This window comes from Caulobacter sp. GW821-FHT09B11 (genome assembly GCF_059418205.1).
Map to the genome: position 1 here is coordinate 1 of NZ_JBWKPK010000039.1, position 19,413 is coordinate 19,413.

General features: G+C 70.6%; 13 protein-coding genes. 6 read left to right on the forward strand and 7 right to left on the reverse strand.

Going from position 1 to position 19,413, the window contains the following annotated elements; genetic code table 11:
* Positions 1 to 1,377: M20/M25/M40 family metallo-hydrolase (locus AC07N1_RS22355; RefSeq protein WP_494673788.1), on the forward strand; the 1,377-nt coding region annotated here is incomplete at its 5' end.
* A 6-nt stretch (positions 1,378 to 1,383) separates the two neighbouring features.
* On the opposite strand, the gene AC07N1_RS22360 is transcribed toward AC07N1_RS22355, so the two are convergent.
* Complete coding sequence (locus AC07N1_RS22360; RefSeq protein WP_494673789.1) at positions 1,384 to 4,611, reverse strand: glycoside hydrolase family 2 TIM barrel-domain containing protein; 3,228 nt, start codon at positions 4,609 to 4,611, stop codon at positions 1,384 to 1,386.
* Positions 4,612 to 4,837: 226 nt separating this feature from the next.
* Between AC07N1_RS22360 and pseG the strand changes: the two genes are divergently transcribed.
* On the forward strand, positions 4,838 to 5,878 hold the full coding sequence (pseG, locus tag AC07N1_RS22365) for a UDP-2,4-diacetamido-2,4,6-trideoxy-beta-L-altropyranose hydrolase (RefSeq protein WP_494673790.1): 1,041 nt from the start codon (positions 4,838 to 4,840) through the stop codon (positions 5,876 to 5,878).
* A gap of 57 nt (positions 5,879 to 5,935) precedes the next feature.
* Positions 5,936 to 6,496, forward strand: coding sequence for a UDP-4-amino-4,6-dideoxy-N-acetyl-beta-L-altrosamine N-acetyltransferase (pseH, locus tag AC07N1_RS22370; protein ID WP_494673791.1), 561 nt, complete (start codon positions 5,936 to 5,938; stop codon positions 6,494 to 6,496).
* A 74-nt stretch (positions 6,497 to 6,570) separates the two neighbouring features.
* On the opposite strand, the gene AC07N1_RS22375 is transcribed toward pseH, so the two are convergent.
* The 3 genes from AC07N1_RS22375 to AC07N1_RS22385 all read right to left on the reverse strand — a co-directional run bounded on the left by AC07N1_RS22375 (position 6,571) and on the right by AC07N1_RS22385 (position 9,417).
* Complete coding sequence (locus AC07N1_RS22375) at positions 6,571 to 7,161, reverse strand: hypothetical protein (protein WP_494673792.1); 591 nt, start codon at positions 7,159 to 7,161, stop codon at positions 6,571 to 6,573.
* 127 nt (positions 7,162 to 7,288) lie between these two features.
* On the reverse strand, positions 7,289 to 8,404 hold the full coding sequence (locus tag AC07N1_RS22380) for an aldo/keto reductase (protein ID WP_494673793.1): 1,116 nt from the start codon (positions 8,402 to 8,404) through the stop codon (positions 7,289 to 7,291).
* A 17-nt stretch (positions 8,405 to 8,421) separates the two neighbouring features.
* Complete coding sequence (locus AC07N1_RS22385; protein WP_494673794.1) at positions 8,422 to 9,417, reverse strand: aldo/keto reductase; 996 nt, start codon at positions 9,415 to 9,417, stop codon at positions 8,422 to 8,424.
* 104 nt (positions 9,418 to 9,521) lie between these two features.
* Between AC07N1_RS22385 and AC07N1_RS22390 the strand changes: the two genes are divergently transcribed.
* On the forward strand, positions 9,522 to 10,415 hold the full coding sequence (locus AC07N1_RS22390) for a LysR family transcriptional regulator (protein WP_494673795.1): 894 nt from the start codon (positions 9,522 to 9,524) through the stop codon (positions 10,413 to 10,415).
* Between the two features lie 203 nt (positions 10,416 to 10,618).
* Here AC07N1_RS22390 and AC07N1_RS22395 read toward each other — a convergent pair whose 3' ends face one another.
* From AC07N1_RS22395 to AC07N1_RS22405, 3 genes are all read right to left on the reverse strand, one after another.
* Positions 10,619 to 11,338, reverse strand: coding sequence for a cytidylyltransferase domain-containing protein (locus AC07N1_RS22395; RefSeq protein WP_494673796.1), 720 nt, complete (start codon positions 11,336 to 11,338; stop codon positions 10,619 to 10,621).
* Complete coding sequence (locus AC07N1_RS22400; protein WP_494673797.1) at positions 11,335 to 13,182, reverse strand: tetratricopeptide repeat protein; 1,848 nt, start codon at positions 13,180 to 13,182, stop codon at positions 11,335 to 11,337. The genes AC07N1_RS22395 and AC07N1_RS22400 overlap by 4 nt, the downstream gene beginning before the upstream one ends.
* A 255-nt stretch (positions 13,183 to 13,437) precedes the next feature.
* Complete coding sequence (locus tag AC07N1_RS22405; RefSeq protein WP_494673798.1) at positions 13,438 to 15,777, reverse strand: beta-L-arabinofuranosidase domain-containing protein; 2,340 nt, start codon at positions 15,775 to 15,777, stop codon at positions 13,438 to 13,440.
* A 259-nt stretch (positions 15,778 to 16,036) separates the two neighbouring features.
* Here AC07N1_RS22405 and AC07N1_RS22410 point away from each other — a divergent pair, with 259 nt between their 5' ends.
* Positions 16,037 to 17,407, forward strand: coding sequence for a glycoside hydrolase family 27 protein (locus AC07N1_RS22410; protein WP_494673799.1), 1,371 nt, complete (start codon positions 16,037 to 16,039; stop codon positions 17,405 to 17,407).
* Positions 17,408 to 17,612: 205 nt separating this feature from the next.
* Entirely contained in the window at positions 17,613 to 19,169 is a 1,557-nt protein-coding gene (locus AC07N1_RS22415; protein ID WP_494673814.1) for a tryptophan halogenase family protein, read from the forward strand.
* Positions 19,170 to 19,413 lie beyond the last annotated feature (244 nt).

The following is a 19,413-nucleotide window of genomic DNA, read 5'->3' on the forward strand; positions in this document are numbered from 1 at the left end:
GCGCCGGAACCGCCGGTCGCCGCGGCCGCCGCGGCCGCCGAGCGCCTGGGCGCGGCGATCCGGATCCGCACGGTGTCGTACGACGACGGCCGGCCGCCGCCGCCCGCCGCCCTGGCCGAGTTCCGCGCCTTCCTGCAGACCGCCTATCCGCGCGCCCACGCCGTTCTCAAACGCGAGGTGCTGGCCGACGGCGCGATCCTCTACACATGGCCCGGGCGCTCGCCCGACCTGCCGGCCGTGATCTTCATGGCCCACCAGGACGTGGTGCCGGCCGATCCGGCCACCCTGGCCCAGTGGCGCCACCCGCCGTTCGACGGCGTGGTCGAGGGCGGCTACGTCTGGGGGCGCGGCGCGCTCGACATGAAGGGCCAGTTGGTCGGGATCATGGAGGCGGTCGAGCGCCTGGCCGCCGACGGCTTCCAGCCCGAGCGCACGATCTACCTGGCCTTCGGTCCCGACGAGGAGGGCGCCGGCGCGGGCGCGGCGGCCATCGCCGAGCTGCTGCGCGGGCGCGGGGTCAGGGCCGAGTTCCTGATCGACGAAGGCCCGATGCTGCTTGACCCGTTCTCGCTGACCGAGCGGCCGGCCGCCTTCATCGGCGTGGCCGAAAAGGGCTATGGAACCCTGGTGGTGAAGGCCCGCGACGCCGGCGGCCACTCGTCGGTGCCGCCGGACAGTCCGGCCGTCGACCGCCTGGCCAAGGCGATCCTGGCGATCCGCGGCGTCCGCTTCGGGGCGCGCATCGACGGCGTCACGGCCCAGACGTTCAAGGCCCTGACGCCCGACCTCGGCGGCGTCCAGCGGCTGGCGGTGGGCAATCTGTGGGCGTTCGAGCCGCTGGTCCGCGCCGGCGTCATGCGCCAGCCCGCCGGCCGGGCGCTGGTCTCCACCACGATCGCCCCCACCATGCTCAGCGCCTCGGACAAGGAGAACGTGCTGCCGACCCTGGCGACCGCCCGCCTCAACGTGCGTGTGCACCCGCGCGACACGCCGGCCGGCATCCTCGAGCGCGCCCGCAAGGCCACGGCCCGCATCGACGGCGTCGAGGTCGACTGGGCCCAGCCGCCGGTCGCCGCCTCGCGCGTCTCCTCGACCGAAAGCCGCGGCTACCGGATCATCGCCGCCCAGGCCGGGGCCTTCCTGCCCCAGCCGACGCGGACGGCCCCGGCCCTGGTGTTCGGGATCACCGACTCCCGCTTCTTCCAGGACGTCGCGACCGACATCTACCGCTTCCAGCCCCTGGTGCTGACCGAGACCGAGGTCACGGCCATCCACGGCGTCGACGAGCGGATCAGCCTGGACAACCTGCAACGGATGATCGGCTTCTTCGAAACCACCATCCGGCGGGCGGCCGACGGCGCGCCCGCCGGCCGCTGAGCGGGCCTATTCCACCTCGGTCGCCCGGGCCGCCTTGGCCTTGCTCGCGTCCGTCCCCTCGCCGGTGAACGGCTCGAGCCGGAAGCTGACCCGGGTCGGGGCCAGGGTCGTGCGGTACTTCACGTGCGGCTGGCCGACGAAGTTCCAGCTGGTGTCGCCGCCGACGCCCCACTGGGCGGCGTCGATCAGCAGGGTCCCGTCGCCGTGGGGGACGATGTCGGTCGACTTCCAGCTCCCTGGCGCGCGGCGGTAGAGGTCCTGGTAGGGGAAGGCCAGGGCGTTCATCATCAGCGGCCCGTCGGCGGCCTCGACCCTCAAACCTAGCGCGGCGACGCCCTTGCCGCCCGACAGCTCCAGCCAGCGCACGCCCGTCTTGTTGCCGGTGTCCTGGGGCCGCATGTAGTCGTGGTTCTGGTCGGCCAGCGCCCCGCGCCACAGCCCGATCGGGGCCGAGGTGAAGCGGTCGACGTAAGACTCGTGCGGCCCTCGGCCCAGCCATTCGACGATCTTGGGCTGGTCGGGCAGGGTGAACCACAGGCCCACCCGCACCGGCGGCGGCAAATCGTCCTTCAGCGGCGTCAGGTCGCCGCTCACCGCCACCGTCCCGTCACCAGCCATGACATAGGTGGTGACGAACTTGGCCGCCCCCGCGCCCAGGGCGTGCTCGACCGTGACCTCGGCTTGGCCGCCCGCCAGCTTGCGGGCGGTGATCGCGCGCACCTGGCGCACGTCGGTCATCAGGCGCCAGGGCTTCTGCTGGGCGACCGTGCCGGTCAGGGTGTCGTTGTCGGTCTCGGCCCGGAAGAAGTTGGGCGCTCCGCCCTGGGCCAGCACCGTCCCGCCCTTGGCGTAGGACGAGACGAGACCGGTGGCGCGGTCGATGGTCAGGCTCGCACCGGCCGCCTCCAGCACGACGGCGTCCTTGCCGTCGGTCAGGGCCACGGCGCCGGGACGGGCGACGGCGGCCTTGGGCGTGGCCGAGACGGCGAACTGCTCCCAGCCGACCACGAAACCGGCTGGGGTCATCGGCACGGCGCCCGCCTTGGCCTTGGCTCGCACGGTGACGAAGTATTCGACGCCCGGCTTGGTCGCGATCGCCGGCAGCGGCAGGGTCACGGTCTCCACGCCCCGGGCCTTGGTCGAGAGGGCCGGCAGGGCGCCCGAGGCGACCTCCACCCCATCGCCCTCCAGCACCCACTCGAAGTCGAAGCCCGACAGGTCGCGGAAGTCGTGGCGGTTGGTCACGCTCACCTTGCCCGTGGCCGGGTCGAACCCGCCGAACTGGATCGGCGAGAGCACCTTCCTGACTTCGTAATAGTGCGGGTTGGGCGTGCGGTCGGGCTGGATCATGCCGTCGCCGAACTCGATGTCGCCGCCGGGATTGGGACCGTACTCGCCGCCGTCGCCCCAGTAGCGCCGGCCGTCCTTGGCGTAGCGGTACATCGACTGGTCCACCCAGTCCCAGACGAAGCCGCCCTGCAGCTTGTCGTACTTGTAGATGGTGTCCCAGTAGTCCTTGAAGTTCCCGCCGCCGTTGCCCTGCATGTGAGCGTATTCGCACTGGATCATCGGCTGGGTGCGGGTCGGATCGAGCGCCCAGTCCACCATCTTCTCGATGTCGTCGTACATGGGGGCGTAGATGTCGACGTAGGCGTTGGGCTGGTGCTCCCAGTCCAGCGTGCCCCAGCCCAGATACGAGATCAGGCGCGAAGGATCGCGCTTGCGGGCGGCGGCGGCGGCCTTGGCGAAATTGGGACCGATGCCAGCCTCGTTGCCCAGCGACCAGAAGATCACCGACGGGTGGTTCTTGTCGCGCTCGACCATGTTCAGCACCCGGTCGCGGTGGGCGGCTTCCCAGGCCGGGTCGAAGCCCAGCTGCAGGCTCTCGCGCAGCTCGGGGTGCTTGTTGCCGTAGTCCATGTAGGCGTGGCTCTCGATATTGGCCTCGTCCATGACATAGAGGCCGTACTCGTCGGCCAGGGCGTACCAGAGTTCCGCATTGGGGTAGTGCGAGGTGCGCACCGCGTTGATGTTGGCCTTCTTCATCAGCTCGATGTCGCGGCGCATCGAGGCCTCGGAGATGACGTGGAAAGTCTCCGGATCGTGCTCGTGGCGATTGACGCCGCGGATGACGATGGGCTTGCCGTTGACCGCCACCCGGCCGTCCTTGATCTCGACCGTGCGGAAGCCGATCCGCTGCGGCGTGGCCTGGACGACCTCGCCCTTGGCGTCGAGCAGCTCGACCAGCAGGGTGTAGAGGTTAGGCGTCTCGGCGGTCCATTGGCGGACGCCCGGGACGGCGGCGTTCAGCGACACGGTCCGGGCCGCGCCGGCGGCGACCTTGGTCTCGGTCTTGAGGACTTCCTTGTCGCCGTCGAGCAGGGTCATCCGCGCCGTCAGCGCGGCCTTGCGGGCAGTCAAGGACAGCTCGGTCGAGAGCACGCCGTCGCGATAGGCCTTGTCGAGGCCGGCATGGACGAAGACGTCGCTGGTCCGCGCCTGGGGCACAGCCTTCAGATAGACCGACCGCTCGATGCCCGAGACCCGCCAGAAGTCCTGGTCCTCGAGATAGGAGCCGTCGGCCCAGCGGTGGATCTGGATGGCGACGAGGTTCTGGCCGGGCTTGACCCACTTGGTGACGTCGAACTCGGCGGGCAGCTTGGAGTCCTCGTAGTAGCCGACCTCCTGCCCGTTGACCCAGACGCGGTAGGCGGCCCCGGCCGCGCCGATGTGCAGGATGACGTCCTGGCCGCTCCAGCCGGCGGGAACCTCGAAGGTCCGCCGATAGGAGCCGACCGTGTTGGTCGCGTGCGGGATCAGCGGCCTGTTGGCGGGGAACGGATAGGTGATGTTGTTGTAGCGGGCCTGGTCGTAGCCCTGCGCCTGCCACATGGCCGGCACCTTGATGCTCTTCCAGCTGGAGGCGTCGTAGTCCGACTTTTCGAAGCCGTTCGGCACCTCGTCCGACGACGGGCTGAAGTGGAAGGCCCACTGGCCGTCGAGGCTGAGATAGCGAGCGGATTTGGTCATGTCGCCGGCCAGGGCGGCGGCGCGGCTTTCGAACGGGAAGTGGCTGGCGCTGGCCGGCATCTTGCCGCGGGCGTTGACCGCCGGGTTCTCCCAGTCGGGACGGGCCGCGTCCACCTGCACCGGATCGACCTTGGGCTGGGCGAGACCCGCCCCCGCCGCCGCCAGAACCGTCATCGCCGCGCCGGCCGCCAGGATCTTCCGCATGCACGCCTCCCTCTACCCGCGCCCCGTTGGTCGGACGCTGTCGCCCTAGCATGGTGGATTCATTTGTCAGACAAAAGAGGACCAATGCGATTTGATGCGCAAATCCCCTTCCGGCCGCCTCCCTCGCTCCGCGCCCAGTGGCGATGGGGGGCGGCGATAGGGGGTGGCGAGGGGGACGAATCCCAGCACACACTCGGGCTCCTCCGCCCGCGCCCGCGAGACCCCCATGCCCGGACCGCGCATCCTGTTCGTCGTCGATGCGGGCCAAAGGGTCGGCGGCGGCCACTTCATGCGCAGCCTGAACCTGGCGCGAGCCTTGGAGGCGCAAGGCGCCCAAGTGGGGGTCGAGTGGGCCTTCGCCGGGCCGCCGGCGCTCGCCGGGTTGATGGCCGCCTTCGCGCCCGAAGCCGAACCGACCGGAATCTTCGAGACCCGCGAGGCCCTGGTCGCCGGAAGCGCCGCCCTGGCGGCCGGCTTCGACGCCGTGGTCTTCGACCACTACGGCCTGTCCGCCCCCGACCACCGCGCGATCGCCGGCGAGCGCCCGGCCCTGGCGGTGGACGACCTGGCCGACCGGCCGCTGGCCGCCGGCCTGGTGGTCGACGCCGGGATCTCGCGGCGCGCGCAGGATTATGCGGGCCTCGTCCCGGCCGACGCGCAACTGCTGCTGGGGCCGTCGCACGCGGCCCTGTCGCCCGCCTTCGCCGCCCTGCGCGAGACGGCCCTGGCCCGCCGCGCGACGACGTCCGAGGTCGAGCGGGTGCTGGTCTCGCTGGGCCTGACCGACGTGGGCGGGATCACCGCCCGGGTGGTCGCCGCCCTGCCGCCAGTGCTGGGCGAACGGAGGCTGGACGTGGTGGTCGGCGGCCAGGCGCCCAGCCTGCCGGCCCTGCGCGCCCTGGCCGCCGCCGACCCGCGCCTTTCCCTGCACGTCGACAGCCGCGACATGGCCGCCCTGACGGCCAGCGCGGACCTCGCCATCGGCGCGGCCGGGTCGAGCAGCTGGGAGCGCTGCGTGCTGGGCCTGCCGACCCTGTCGCTGGTGCTGGCCGACAACCAGCGCGAAGCAGCGATGGCGCTGTCGGCCCTGGGCGCGCACATCGCCCTCGACGCCAGCGTATCGGACGAGGCCCTGGCCGGCGCCTTCGCCGCCCTCGCCGCCGACGCCCCCCGCCGCGCGGCGATGTCGGCGGCGGCCGCGGCGGTCTGCGACGGACGCGGCGCGGCGCGGACAGCCGAGCGGTTCCTGGCGCTCCTGAACCCTTGAGCTTCCCCCCGGGCGACGCTAGCCAGAGGGAGCAGGATCATCCGGGGAGGCTCGAACATGCCCGACGTCAGGCTTCGCCCCGTGGCGGCGCAGGATCACGACCGGCTGCTGGCCTGGCGCAACTCGCCCGCCGTCGCCCCCTACATGTACAGCGACCACGCCATCACCCCGGCCGAGCACGCCGCCTGGTTCGCCCGCATCGGCGAGGATCCCTCGCGCCGCTACTGGATCATCGAGATGGACGGCCTGCCGGTGGGCCTGGCCAACGTCGTCGACATCGACCCCCGCAACCGGCGCTGCACCTGGGCCTACTACCTCGCCGACCCGGCCGTGCGGGGCCTCGGGATCGGCAGCTTCGTCGAATACTGGGTCATCGAGCACGTCTTCAACGACCTGGGCCTCGAAAAGCTGTGGTGCGAAGTCCTCGAAGACAACGAACCCGTCTGGCGCCTCCACATGACCTTCGGCTTCCAGCGCGAGGCCCTCTACCGCGCCCACGTGGTCAAGGGCGGCAAGGCCCTGAACGTGGTGGGGCTGGGGCTGCTGAAGGCCGACTGGGAAGCGGGCGAGCGGGAGACGGCGCGCGGGAAGCTGGCGGCGAAGGGGTTCGGGGTGTGAGAGACGCTACTCATCGCACCACCGAAAGCGACGCATATGCCGTTTTAAGCCCCGTACACCACCGAGCGTCAAACTTACCGCTTTCTTAATTTTTCCAGTCGTCCCAACTGTGAGCACGCTTGAATATAGCAATCATGAAAGCGAATAGTGTCCGACTGACCGCCCCTCCTGATCAATTTCGCATCAAAACCAAGGCGACGCTTGCCTGTGCGGATATTCCGATGAAGCCCACCAACTATATTGACAAGATCACTATTAGCTAAAGTTCTAAGATCTACTTGACTAAGGACTCTGTCTAGACGCTCAGCGTCATCATGCTGCCAACTGAGGTCAGAAGGCTTAAATGATTGCTCAGCAGCTCTTGTGTTAAGCCTTCGAAGGGTGGCGACGACATCCTCACCGATCACAAATATAGCTTCAACGTTGGCTCTTTCCGCCTCCGATGCAATAAGCCTCCGCTCTCGGTCTTGCAGTATGGTGGCGGTAACTACCGAGGCAATTATCGCAACTATCGAACCAACCGCTTGCACCCATGCAGCTGCCGTTGCGCTGCCGAGCACTTGAACAAATGCAGGCATCTGCTTCCAGCCAAGCAATACGCTGATAGTGATTGGCATCACCACCACGTAGGCAAGACCCAGCCATGTAGTCCACGAGCGCTTCATACTCCACAAGGTTGCATGATTCGCTTTTTCAACGCGCCAGCTTGGCTGGTGGTGTGAAGGCTGGGCAGACAGCTTTGAGATGAATGCCGGTCCAGTCCCCGTTGATGCGGGGGAGCCTCCGACACCCTCACCCCCTCGGCGGGGCCTCGACCTCGGAATAGGCCAGCACGGCCGGCGGCAGGCGCAGGCCCTGGACCTCGATCGCGGCGACGGCGGCGTTCAGTTCGGCCAGTTCGGCCGGCGTGAAGCGGACACTGGCGGCGCCGACGTTTTCGAGCATGTGGGCCATCTGGGTGGTTCCCGGGATCGGCACGATCCAGGGCCTTTGCGCCAGCAGCCAGGCCAGGGCGATCTGCCCGGGGGCTGCGCCCTTCCGCTCGGCCCAGGTCTTCACCAGGGCGACCAGCGCCAGGTTGTGCGGCAGGCTTTCGGCCGAGAACCGGCCTTCCAGCTTGCGGATGTCGCCGTCGGCGTAGCGGGTGCCGGCGTCGATCGCGCCGTTCAGGAAGCCCACGCCCAGCGGGCTCCAGCAGACGAGGCCGATCCCCAGCTCCTCGCAGGTCGGCAGCACCCAGGCCTGCGGCCCGCGCCACAGCATCGAAAACTCGTTCTGCACGGCCGTGACCGGCAGCTCGGCATGGGCGCGGCGCAGGGTCCGGGGGCCCATTTCGCACAGGCCCCAGTGCAGCACCTTGCCCTGCGCCATCAGGTCCTTGATCGCGCCGGCGACGTCCTCGATGGGCACGGCGGGGTCGACGCGGTGCTGGTAGAGCAGGTCGATCCGATCGGTCCGCAGGCGCCTGAGCATGCCCTCGACCGCCAGCTTGATGTGCTCGGGCCGGCTGTTGAGGCCAGGGCGGCGCTGGCCGGTCTCCAGGTCGACGTTCCAGCCGAACTTGCTGGCGATCACCACCTGGTCGCGGATCGGGGCTACGCCCTCGCCGAGGATCCGCTCCACCTCGTGCGGGCCGTAGGCCTCGGCCGCGTCGAAGAAGGTGACGCCGCGATCGTGGGCGGCGCGGATGATGTTGATCATCTCGGGCCGGTACGGGACCGTCGTCTGGTAGGTGCGGCTCATGTTCTGGACGCCCAGGCCGACGCCGGAGACCTCCAGCGTTCCGAGCCTGCGGCGCTCGAGGCCGGCGGGCCGCGCCTGGGCGGCGCCGGCCATGACAGAGGGGGCGGCCAGGCCCAGGGCCAGGAGATCGCGGCGACCGACGCCGCGCGGGGCGCGTTGGTTCATGTTGATCTTCCTGGCGGCTAGCGGTTGGTCTGGGCGAGGACGGCTTCGGGCAGCCGCGCCCCGATGATGGCGATCCTGGCCGCCGCCCCGGCGATCCGGGTCAGGTCGGAGGCCGTCAGTTCCACCTCGGCGGCGCCCAGGTTCTCGGCCAGGCGGTGGCGCTTGGTGGTGCCAGGGATAGGGACGATCCAGGGTTTCTGGGCCAGCAGCCAGGCCAGGGCGACCTGGGCCGGGGTCGCCTGCCTGGGCTCGGCGATGGCCTTGAGCAGGTCGACCAGCGCCATGTTGGCGGCACGGGCGTCGGCGGCGAAGCGGGGCGAGATCGACCGGAAATCGGTGGGGTCCAGCTGCGTCTGTTCGTCGATCTTGCCGGTCAGGAAGCCGGCGCCCAGCGGGCTGAACGGCACGAAGCCGATCCCCAGCTCCTCGCAGGCGGCCAGGACGCCGTTCTCCTCCACATCGCGCGTCCACAGGGAGTATTCATTCTGGAGGGCGGTGACCGGCTGGACGGCATGGGCGCGCCGCAGGGAGTCGAGGCTGGGCTCCGACAGGCCGAAATGCCCGACCTTGCCGGCGGCGATCAGGTCCTTCACCGCCCCGGCGACGTCCTCCATCGGCACGGCCGGATCGACGCGGTGCTGGTAGAGCAGGTCGATGCGATCGGTCCGCAGGCGCTGGAGCTGGGCCTCGACCACCGCCTTGATGTGCTCGGGCCGGCTGTTGAGCCCGCCCGTCCGCGCGCCGGTCGCCATGTCGATGTCGAAGCCGAACTTGGTGGCGATCACCACCTGGTCGCGGAACGGGGCCACGGCCACGCCCAGCAGGGCCTCGTTGGCGAACGGCCCGTAGGCCTCGGCGGTGTCGAACAGGGTCACGCCGCCGTCGAAGGCGGCCTGGATGACGGCCACGGCCTCGGCGCGCGGCGTCGCGGGGCCATAGGCGGCGCTGAGGCCCATGCAGCCGTAGCCGAGGGCGGAGACCTCCAGGCCCTGGCCGAGTTTGCGCGTCTGCATGGGGTGTCCTCCTGAGTGCGGGGCTTGCAAGGAGGAAGATAGCGCTGGCCCATTCCGGCGATTAGACGCGATAATCGGCATGTCGTTTTTAGCAGGACTAACAAATGGCTCAGGGCTTCGACGAACTGGCCGCCTTCGCCGCCGTGGCCCGGGAGCGCAGCTTCACGCGGGCCGGGGCCAAGCTGGGCGTGTCGGCCTCGGCGCTGAGCCAGACGATCAAGGGCCTGGAGGCGCGGCTGGGCCTGCGGCTCTTGGCCCGCACCACCCGCAGCGTCGCCCCCACCGAGGCCGGCGAGCGCCTGCTCTCGACCATCGCCCCGCGCCTGGAGGAGATCGAGCAGGCGGTCGCCGCCCTCAGCGCACTGCGCGAGCGGCCATCGGGCACGATCCGCATCACCGCCGGCGAACACGCCGCCCGCTCGGTTCTCCAGCCGGGCGTCGCCAAGCTGCTGCCGCACTATCCGGACATCCGGGTCGAGATCGTGGTCGACTACGGGCTGGTCGACATCGTCGCCGAGGGCTTCGACGCCGGGGTGCGCCTGGGCGAGCAGGTGGCCAAGGACATGATCGCCCTGCGCATCGGCCCGGAGATGCGCATGGCCGTGGTCGGCTCGCCGGCCTATTTCGCCACGCGCCGGAGGCCGCTGACGCCCCAGGACCTGACCGACCACAACTGCATCAACGTGCGCCTGCCCACCTATGGCGGCCTGTTCCCGTGGGAGTTCGAGAAGGACGGCCGCGAGCTGAAGGTGCGGGTCGACGGCCAGCTGGTCTGCAACACCCTCGACCAGCGGCTGGACTCGGCGCTGATGGGCCTGGGCCTGGCCTATGTTCCGCAGGACGTGGTCGCGTCCCGGATCGCCGCGGGCGAGCTGGTCAGCGTGCTGGAGGACTGGTCGCCGCCGTTTCCGGGCTACCACCTCTATTACCCCAGCCGCCGGCACGCCTCGCCGGCGTTCTCGCTGCTGATCGAGGCGTTGCGGTATCGGGAGGGGTGAGGGGGGGGAAACCCAAGCCTACCCCTCTTCGTCATCCCGGAAGCCTCGCAGAGGCTATCCGGGACCCAGGGGACGGGGCGCCGCGGTCGCTTCATCTCCCCGGAGGCGGTCGCCGGCGCGGTGCGGCGGCCCCTGGATCCCGGCTCTACGCTGCGCTTCGGCCGGGATGACGGCGGAGGGGCGTGGTCATTCGAGTACAGACCCTACCCTCGTGGGAAGTCTCCCAATGCCCGCAAGTCCTCCCGCCCCGCCACCAGCGCCCGCACGTCGTCCGACGTGAACGCCGGGTTCGCCGCGTACAGCGCGCCATACACCTCGCGCACGAAAGCCAGGTCGGAGGGGAGGTCCACCGTCCAGCGCACCGGGCTCTCGTCGATCTCCTGCATCACCCCTTCGAGCACGAACCGTTCGGGATTGCGGTAGAAGAACGGGGTGACGTGTTCGCGTTCGTAGGGGTCGGCGGCTTCTTGGGCGGCCAGGCGAAGGAGGCCGGCGCTGGTCAGTTCGGCGTCGAGGCCGATGGGGTAGGTGCGGATCGGGTGGGTGGTGGCCGAGTAGTCGGCGCCGACGGCCTGGTGATGGACCAGCAGGCGCTCGATCAGGTCGGGGTCGGCCAGGGGGCAGTCGGCGGTCAGGCGCAGGACGAGGTCGGCGTCGGCCAGGCCTTCGACCGCGCCGGCGAAGCGGGCCAGGACGTCGTCGAGCGGGCCGCGGAAGGTCTCGACGCCGGCGGCTTCCAGGGTCTCGGCCAGGACGTCGTCGCTGGCGTCGTCGGAGGTGGCGACGACCAGGCGGTCGAGCGAGGGGATGCGGCGCAGGCGCTCGACCTGGCGCAGGATCATCGGCGCGCCGACCACATCGGCCAGCACCTTGCCCGGCAGGCGGGTGGAGCTCATCCGGGCCTGGAGGACGGCGGCGATCATGCGCGGGCCTTTTCAGCCAGGGCCTGGGCCACCTCGTCCATGACGCCGGCCCAGCTCTGCAGGTTCTCGGTCACGAAGGCGCGGGCCTGCGGGTACCAGGGGTAGCGGTCCGTGCCCAGGCGCGTCCAGGCCGCGGCGGCGGTGACGATCCAGATCGGCGCGCCGCAGGCCCCGGCCAGGTTGATGGTGGCGTTGGAGAAGCCGACCGTCAGGTCGAGCGCGCTGGTCAGGGCGGCGATGTCGTCGAGGTCTTCCTTCAGGTCGATGCCCGGCGGGGTCCACAGGTCGACGCCGAATTCCTCGCGGGCGATGCGGATCTCCTCGTCGCAGTCGCCGTACTGAATGTTGACGAAGCTGACCCCGGGGGTGCGCAGCACAGGCTCCCACAGGCGGAAGGGCGAGAACAGGCGGGCGCGCTCGCCGTCGAGCTTGAGGCTCTTCCACAGCACGCCGACCTTCAGGCCCGGGCGATCGGCCAGCACGCCCCGCCAGTGGGCGACACGGTCGGGATCGGGGGTCAGGAAGCGCTCGCGGGCGGGGAAACTCTCGGCGCTCGGGCGCAGGGTCTGGAGCAGCGAGGCGATCGGGGTCCAGGCGTCGAACTGGTCCCAGCGCTCGATCTCGGGGGCGGTGCGGTAGACGCGGCCTTCGAGAGCGACGGTGCGGTGGCGGGTGACGTCGGCGCCCGGGAAGCTGCGGGCGAACAGCGGGACGAGGCGGCGCTCGACCACCAGGGAGAGCTTGCCGTCGGGGCCCAGGGCCTGCGCGACGTCGGGCAGCAGGCCGGCGAACATCACCTCGTCGCCCAGGCCCTGCTCGGCCATCACCAGCAGGCGCTTGCCGGCCAGGGGCTCGCCGGCGGCCAGTTGGCGGCCCTCAAGCACGAAGCGCGGGGCGTCGGGCAGGTCGGGCGAGGTGCGGGCCTCGTAGGCGGCCCAGCCCTCGGCCACCCGGCCCAGGGCCAGCAGGATGGTCGAGCGGGCGAACTGGATGGTGGCGACGTCCTCGCGGGCGACGCTGTGGCGGATGGCCTGGTCGCAGTCGGCCAGCGCCCCTTCGGCGTCGCCCAGGTCGAGCCGGGCGTAGGCGCGGTTGTGATAGGCCTTGGCGAAGGCGGGATCCAGGCGAATGGCCTCGTCGAAGAAGGTCAGGGCGGTGGCGCCGTCGCCCAGGCTGCACATCACCGTGCCCAGGGTGTTCCACAGGATCGGCTGCTCGGGATGGGCGCCGATGGCGGGTTTCAGCACCTCGATCGCCTCGGACTCGGCGTTGAGGTCGCGCAGGGCGCTGGCCAGGTTGTTGAGGCCGGCCACGTCGCCCGGCTGGTGGGCCAGGTGCAGGCGGAAGAGCTTGGCGGCGATGTCGGGCATGCCCATGCGATAGGCCAGGCGGCCGACGTCGGCGGCCACCGCGTCCTGGTTGGGCAGGAGCTTCAGGGCGGCCTCGTAGCAGTGCATCGAGGCGGCGAAGTCGCCCAGCTTCTCGCGGGCCACGGCCAGCACGTGCCAGGCCACGCCCAGCCCCTGGTCTTGCGACAGGGCCTTCTGGGCCAGTTGCTCGGCCTTGGCGTAGTCGTGGCGGCGCACGGCCAGGATCGCCTGGTCGAGCAGGCGGCCCTGGGCGCTGTCGCGCACGCCTTGCGTGGCCTGCTTCAGCCGGGCCAGGGCCTCCTTGGAGGCGGAGTCGCCGACGGGCGCCGCCTTGAAGCCGACATAGGCGGCGGCGGGCGCTGCCTCCTGACCCAGGGCCAGGGCGCTGGCCGAGACTGGCTTGGGCGCGGCCTTCGGAGGGGCAGCCTTCGGGGCGTACCGGGCGGGAGCGGGGCGGTTGTGTCGCGAGGCCATGGCTCTCCTGCCGGTTGGTCGGTTGCGCGCACCATCTTGCCAGAGGATTAACGCGGGCTTTAGCGCGTTGTGGGGCACCTCTCGCTTACCACCCTTTGTCGTCATCCCGGCCGGAGCGCGTAGCGCGCAGAGCCGGGACCCAGGGGCCGCCGCACCGCGCCGGCCGTCGCCGTGGCGCTTGATCGATCCGCAGAGCCTAGTCCCCTGGGTCCCGGATAAGCCCTGCGGGCTTTCCGGGATGACGCGCAAATTAGATTACGCGGTAGCCGCCGCCAGCACCCTCACCTCGTAGACCGTCACCGGATTGTCCCCGGCCTCGATCCGCACCCTGGCCGTCCCCTCGCCCGCCGGCAGCGGGACGTCGGCGGTGAAGAAGCCGTCGCGGCGGTCGGCGGGGGTCGCAAAACGGCCGGCCTCGGCGCCGTCGGCCAGCACCTTGGCCGACTGGCCGATGTCCTGGCCCCAGTAGACGAGCTGCAGGGTCAGCGGACCGGCCCGGCGCTTCAGCGTCATCTCCAGCCAGCCGCCGGGGGCGATGCGGCGGCCGCTGCGGCCGTTCAGCTGGATGATCTCGCCCGCCCCGGCCTTCACCGCGTGGTCGACCTCGGGCTGCTGCTCGCCCAGATAGACGGCGTCGACCGTGCGGGCGACGGTGTCGATGCGCTGCTTCTCGGCGGCCAGGTAGGCCGGCCCCTCGGCCTTCCAGCGGGCCTTGGTGAAGGTCGGGACATAGACCGCCGTGCGGTCGGCGTACTGGTTGAAGAACGGGCCGAACACCACGGCCTCGCCCTGGGCCGTGCGGCCGGCATAGGTGTGGGGCAGCTTGCCCACCTGGCGCAGCAGGGTTTCGGGCGGGCCGTCGCCGACCAGGGCCGGCGCGGCCTTCTCGAACGGCCGGTCGGCCAGGCCCACGCCGGCGGCCAGCACCAGCGGGCCGGAGACGAAGGCTGTGAGGTTGGGGTCGTCCGGCGTCGGCTCGGCCCGCAGCGTCATCGGCAGGGAAAGCTCGATCCGGTCGCCGGCCTTCCAGCGGCGCGACAGGCGGGCGTAGCCGTCGCGGCCGGACTGGCCGGCGGACTGGCCGTTCACCGTGATCTGCGGCCTGGCGCACCAGGCCGGCAGGCGTACGGCGATCTCGCGCTCGTCCTCGGGGGCGCGCACGATCGTCAGCCGCACCTGGTCCTGCCTCGGGTACTGGGTGTCCAGATCGATGGCGAAGTCGCCTTCGCCCAGGTCGAGCTTCGAGGCGATGAAGAGGTTGAGATAGAGGCTCTCGCCGCCCCGCCACCAGATGCTGTCGGCGTGCTTGGCGTGGCTTTCCATGCCGCTGCCGACGCAGCACCAGAAGCTGTCCTCGTAGGTGGAGTAGCTGCGGCGGCCGCCGGCGGCCATCGGCATGAAATAGACGAAGCGGCCGTCGGCCGGGTTCTGGTGGGCCAGGATGTGGTTGAGCTGGGTGCGTTCGTAATAGTCGAACAGGGCGCCGTCCGGCTGCCAGCTCCACAGGTGGCGGGTCAGCTTCAGCATGTTGTAGCTGTTGCAGGCCTCGCAGGTGGTCTCGGCCATGTGGCGGGCGATCTGGCGCGGCTTGCCGAAGTGCTCGCGGTCGGAATTGCCGCCGATGACGTAGCTGTGGTCGCGGGTGACGGCCGTGTGGAAGAACCGCGCCGCCGTCGCCTCGGCCGGATCGCCGCCGACCTCGTAGAGGCGGGCGAGACCGATGACCTTGGGGATCTGGGTGTTGGCGTGCAGGCCGGCCAGTTCGTCGCGCTGGCCGGCGATGGGGTCGAGCACGGCCTTGTGGCGCAGGCGGCGGGCGACCTTCAGCCAGCGATCATCGCCGGTCAGGGCGTAGGTCTCGGCATAGGCCTCGTTGAGGCCGCCGTGCTCGGTGACCAGGATCTTCTGCACCTGCTCGTCGCTGAGGCCCTCGATGATCGTGGCGAAATAGCCGGCCAGGCCCGTGGCGACGTCGAGGGCGCCGGGCGTGGCGGCCAGGCGGTGGGCGTCGAGCAGGCCGGCATGCACCTTGTGCCAGGTGTAGACCGGCACCCAGCCGTCGTTGAGGCTGAAGCGCGACGAGCGGATGTCGCCCCGGCGCAGTTCCTCGAACACCTGCTTGCCGGCCGCCGCGTCGGACTGGCCCCAGCGGGTGGCGCCGCCGACATAGCCGTCGCCGTGGGCGGCCTGGACGCGGGCCAGTTCGGAGACGGTGTAGGCCAGGCGCTCGCGCAGCTGCGGATCGCCGGTGTGGGCCACCTGCAGCGAGCACGCGGTCAGCCAGTGGCCCAGGGTGTGGCCGGCGATGCTCTGGGCCTCCCAGCCGCCATAGACCGGAGCCTTCACCGGCAGGCCCGCGCCCTGGTGGAAGTTGTGCAGCAGGCGGTCGGGCGACAGCGAGGCGAGGTAGGCGCGGTTCGTGTCGGCGGCTCGGCTGAAGACCGACGGCTTCAGGGTCACGTGGCGGGCGGGGACCGGCTCGGCGACGACGCGGCCGGCTTCGGAGGGCGGCGCGGCGGTCGCGGCAGTTCCGGCCAGGGCCAGGGCGCTGGTGGCCAGCAGGAAGGCGCGGCGGCTCGGCTTGTGCGGGTCCATGGCGTTCTTCCCCGGGCATTTGTCTGACTATTGTGGGCAAGAGAGCATGATGGGCGGAGGGGCTCAAGTCGGCGGCTCCCCTCCTTCCGTAAAATCCCCGCGAAAGCGGGGACCCAGGGGTTTTATCGTCGAGCACGGCGGGTGGCAGAAAAAGCCTGGGTCCCCGCTTTCGCGGGGATTTTACGGAGGGGGGAGGAACCGCGCTCCACCCGCTTGCCAGACCCGCCATATTGTCTGACAAGAGCAAAAACACGGGAGGATGCGAGTGACCCTGGACATGCACCGGCGCGGCCTGCTGGCCGCCGGACTGATGGCCGGCGCGGCCTCGACCACCGCTTCGGCCGCCCCAAAGCCTGGCAAGCCCCCCGCCAATCCTGGCGCGCGCCTGGCGCCGCGGCCGCCGATGGGCTGGAACAGCTGGAACAGCTTCGCCACCACCATCACCGAGGCCCAGTCGCTGGAGACGGCGCGGATCATGGCCGCCAAGCTGCTGCCGTTCGGCTACGACGTCTTCACGGTCGACATCCAGTGGTACGAGCCCGAGGCGGCCAGCTACGAGTACAACCGCAATCCCCAGCCGGCGATGGACGGTTTCGGTCGGCTGATCCCCGCGCCCAACCGCTTTCCGTCCAGCGCCGGGGGCAAGGGCTTCAAGGCCCTGGCCGACCAGGTCCACGCCCTGGGCCTGAAGTTCGGGGTGCACCTGATGCGCGGCATTCCGCGCGCGGCGGTGAAGGCCAACCTGCCGATCCTGGGGACCAAGGTCCGCGCCGCCGACATCGCCGACACGGCCAGCACCTGCCCGTGGAACCCGGACATGTACGGCGTCGACATGACCAGGCCCGGCGCCCAGGCCTATTACGACAGCGTGTTCCGGCTGCTGGCCGACTGGGGCGTCGACTTCGTCAAGATGGACGACATGAGCCGCCCTTACGACGCCCACGCGCCCGAGATCGAGGCGGCGCACAAGGCGATCGCGGCCACCGGCCGGCCGATCGTGCTGTCGCTGTCGCCTGGCGAGACCCCGGTGGCGCGGGCCGGCCACGTGCGCCGCTACGCCCAGATGTGGCGGATCTCGGACGACTTCTGGGACGAGTGGCACATGCTGGAGGCCCAGTTCACCCGGCTGGAGAACTGGAACGAGCACCGCGTCGTCGGCGGCTGGCCCGACGCCGACATGCTGCCGCTGGGGCGGCTGGCGCTCGGCCAGCGCGACACCAAGTTCACGCCGGACGAGCAGCGCACCCTGATGACCCTGTGGGCCATCGCCCGCTCGCCGCTGATCATGGGCGGCGACCTGCGCCACCTCGATGCGCCGACGCTCAGCCTGCTGACCAACCGCGCCGTGCTGGCGGTGAACCAGGCCAGCACCGGCAACCAGCCGCACTTCATCGCCGACGGCATGCGGATCTGGTCGGCGCGGCCGGAGGGGGCGCAGAACGCCCGCTACCTGGCGCTGTTCAACACCACCGAAAAGCCGAAGACGGTGGGCCTGCCGCTGCGGGACCTGGGGCTTTCGGGCTCGGTCTCGGCGCGGGACCTGTGGAGCGGCGAGGACCTGGGCCGCGTGTCGGGCCGGGTGGAGCAGGTGGTGGCTCCGCACGGGGCGGCGTTGCTGCGGCTGGGGTAGGTCCCCTTCCCTATCTCTTCTCGTCATCCCGGCCGGAGCGAAGCGCAGAGCCGGGACCCAGGGGCCGCCGCAACGCGCCGGCCACGGCAGGGCGGCGGGATCAAGCGCAGCGCCCGGTCCCCTGGGTCCCGGATAAGCCCTGCGGGCTTTCCGGGATGACGAGCGGGTGATGCCCCTGCCGCGCAAACGCGCTATGCACGAACCCATGGAGCGTGGGCGCAGCATCCTCATCGTGGGCGGCGGGACGGCCGGGTGGCTGACGGCCGCCTATCTGGCCAAGAGCCTGCGCATCGCCGAGCAGGACCACCTGCGCATCACGGTGCTGGAGTCGCCCGAGATCGGCATCATCGGCGTGGGCGAGGCGACCTTCCCCACCATCCGCACGACCTTGCAGTTCCTGGGCATCGACGAGACGCGGTTCATCCGCGAGACCTCGGCCACCTTCAAGCAGGGCATCCGCTTCGTCGACTGGGGGCATGCGCCCGAGGGCGGCGAGCGCCACCAGTATTTCCACCCGTTCGAGGCGCCGTTCTCGGCGGATGGGGCCAGTCTGGCGCCCTACTGGCTGCTGCAGGACGAGGCCACGCGGCCGCCCTTCGCCGAGGCCATGACCATCCAGGCGCGGGTGGCCGGCGCCCAGCGCGCGCCCAAGCGGCCGCACGAGGGCAACTTCGCCGGGCCGCTGAACTACGCCTACCATTTCGACGCCGCCAAGCTGGCCCAGGTGCTGGCCGACCGGGCCCGGGAACTGGGCGTGGAACGGCTGGAGGGGCTGCTGACGAACGTCGCGCTCGACGCCGACGGGGCCATCGACCACATCGTCTGCGCCGAGCACGGCCGGCTGGAGGCCGACCTCTACATCGACTGCACCGGCTTTCGCGCCGAGCTGATCGGCCAGGCCCTGAAGGCGCCGTTCAAGTCGACCCGGCCGGTGCTGTTCACCGACCGCGCCCTGGCCTGCCGGGTTGCGTACGATCGGCCCGACGCGCCGATCCAGAGCTTCACCGTCGCCACGGCGCACGAGGCCGGCTGGATCTGGGACATCGGTCTGGCCGGCGCGCGCGGCGTCGGCTGCGTCTATTCCAGCGACCACATGGACGACGCCCGCGCCGAGGCGATCCTGCGCGCCCACATCGGGCCGAACGTCGAGATCACCCCCAAGGCGATAAGCTTCGAGGCCGGCTATCGCGAGCGGCAGTGGGTGAAGAACTGCGTGGCCGTGGGCCTGTCGGCGGGCTTCCTGGAGCCGCTGGAATCGACCGGCGTCGTCCTGATCGAGGCGGCGGTGGCGATCATCGCCGAGCTTTTCCCGCACAACGGCCCGATCGACGCCCCGGCCCGGCGCTTCAACCAGCTGATGAGCGCCCGCTACGACAACATCATCGCCTTCCTGAAGCTGCACTATTGCCTGAGCCGGCGCACCGAGCCGTTCTGGCGCGACAATGCAGACCCGGCCTCGATCCCCGAGCGGCTGACCGAGCTTTTGGAGCAATGGCGTCACCGCCCGCCCAGCCGCTACGACTTCATCCTCGATCTCGAGACCTTCGCCTTCTTCAACTACCAGTACATTCTCTACGGCATGGGCTTCAAAACCGACCTGTCGCCGGGCCGGGGCGAGTTCCCCGACGTGCAGTCCGCCGCCCGCCAGTTCGCACGCATCCGCGCCTTCGGCGAACGCGCCACCCACGACCTGCCCAGCCACCGCGACCTGATCTCGCAGATCAACCGCTTCGGCTTCGACCGGCCGCTGGAGCCGGCGTAAAAATCCCTCTCTCGGGGAGAGAGGGAGGGGCCCGCCGCCAAAGGCGGTGGGAGGGTGAGAGGGTACGCCCTTGGCCGTCTCGCCCACGAAAAAGGGCCGCCCCTTTCGAGACGGCCCTTGTCTTCAAATCCGCCTTCCTCGCCCCTGTGGCGAGGACCCATGGCCGGGCCAGGCTCGGCGCCCTCAGACTGGACGCCGCCGGCGTGGCCGCGAACGGCCCGAGATCTCGGCGGCGGAACCCTGG

Excerpts from the sequence above, each read along its gene's own strand:
- AC07N1_RS22405 (WP_494673798.1), bottom strand. The coding sequence starts at position 15,777 with ATGGACCCGCACAAGCCGAGCCGCCGCGCCTTCCTGCTGGCCACCAGC.
- AC07N1_RS22395 (WP_494673796.1), bottom strand. The coding sequence starts at position 11,338 with ATGATCGCCGCCGTCCTCCAGGCCCGGATGAGCTCCACCCGCCTGCCG.
- AC07N1_RS22400 (WP_494673797.1), bottom strand. The coding sequence starts at position 13,182 with ATGGCCTCGCGACACAACCGCCCCGCTCCCGCCCGGTACGCCCCGAAG.
- pseG (WP_494673790.1), top strand. The coding sequence starts at position 4,838 with ATGCCCGGACCGCGCATCCTGTTCGTCGTCGATGCGGGCCAAAGGGTC.
- AC07N1_RS22415 (WP_494673814.1), top strand. The coding sequence starts at position 17,613 with ATGGAGCGTGGGCGCAGCATCCTCATCGTGGGCGGCGGGACGGCCGGG.
- AC07N1_RS22390 (WP_494673795.1), top strand. The coding sequence starts at position 9,522 with ATGGCTCAGGGCTTCGACGAACTGGCCGCCTTCGCCGCCGTGGCCCGG.
- pseH (WP_494673791.1), top strand. The coding sequence starts at position 5,936 with ATGCCCGACGTCAGGCTTCGCCCCGTGGCGGCGCAGGATCACGACCGG.
- AC07N1_RS22360 (WP_494673789.1), bottom strand. The coding sequence starts at position 4,611 with ATGCGGAAGATCCTGGCGGCCGGCGCGGCGATGACGGTTCTGGCGGCG.
- AC07N1_RS22380 (WP_494673793.1), bottom strand. The coding sequence starts at position 8,404 with ATGAACCAACGCGCCCCGCGCGGCGTCGGTCGCCGCGATCTCCTGGCC.
- AC07N1_RS22385 (WP_494673794.1), bottom strand. The coding sequence starts at position 9,417 with ATGCAGACGCGCAAACTCGGCCAGGGCCTGGAGGTCTCCGCCCTCGGC.
- AC07N1_RS22375 (WP_494673792.1), bottom strand. The coding sequence starts at position 7,161 with ATGAAGCGCTCGTGGACTACATGGCTGGGTCTTGCCTACGTGGTGGTG.
- AC07N1_RS22410 (WP_494673799.1), top strand. The coding sequence starts at position 16,037 with ATGCGAGTGACCCTGGACATGCACCGGCGCGGCCTGCTGGCCGCCGGA.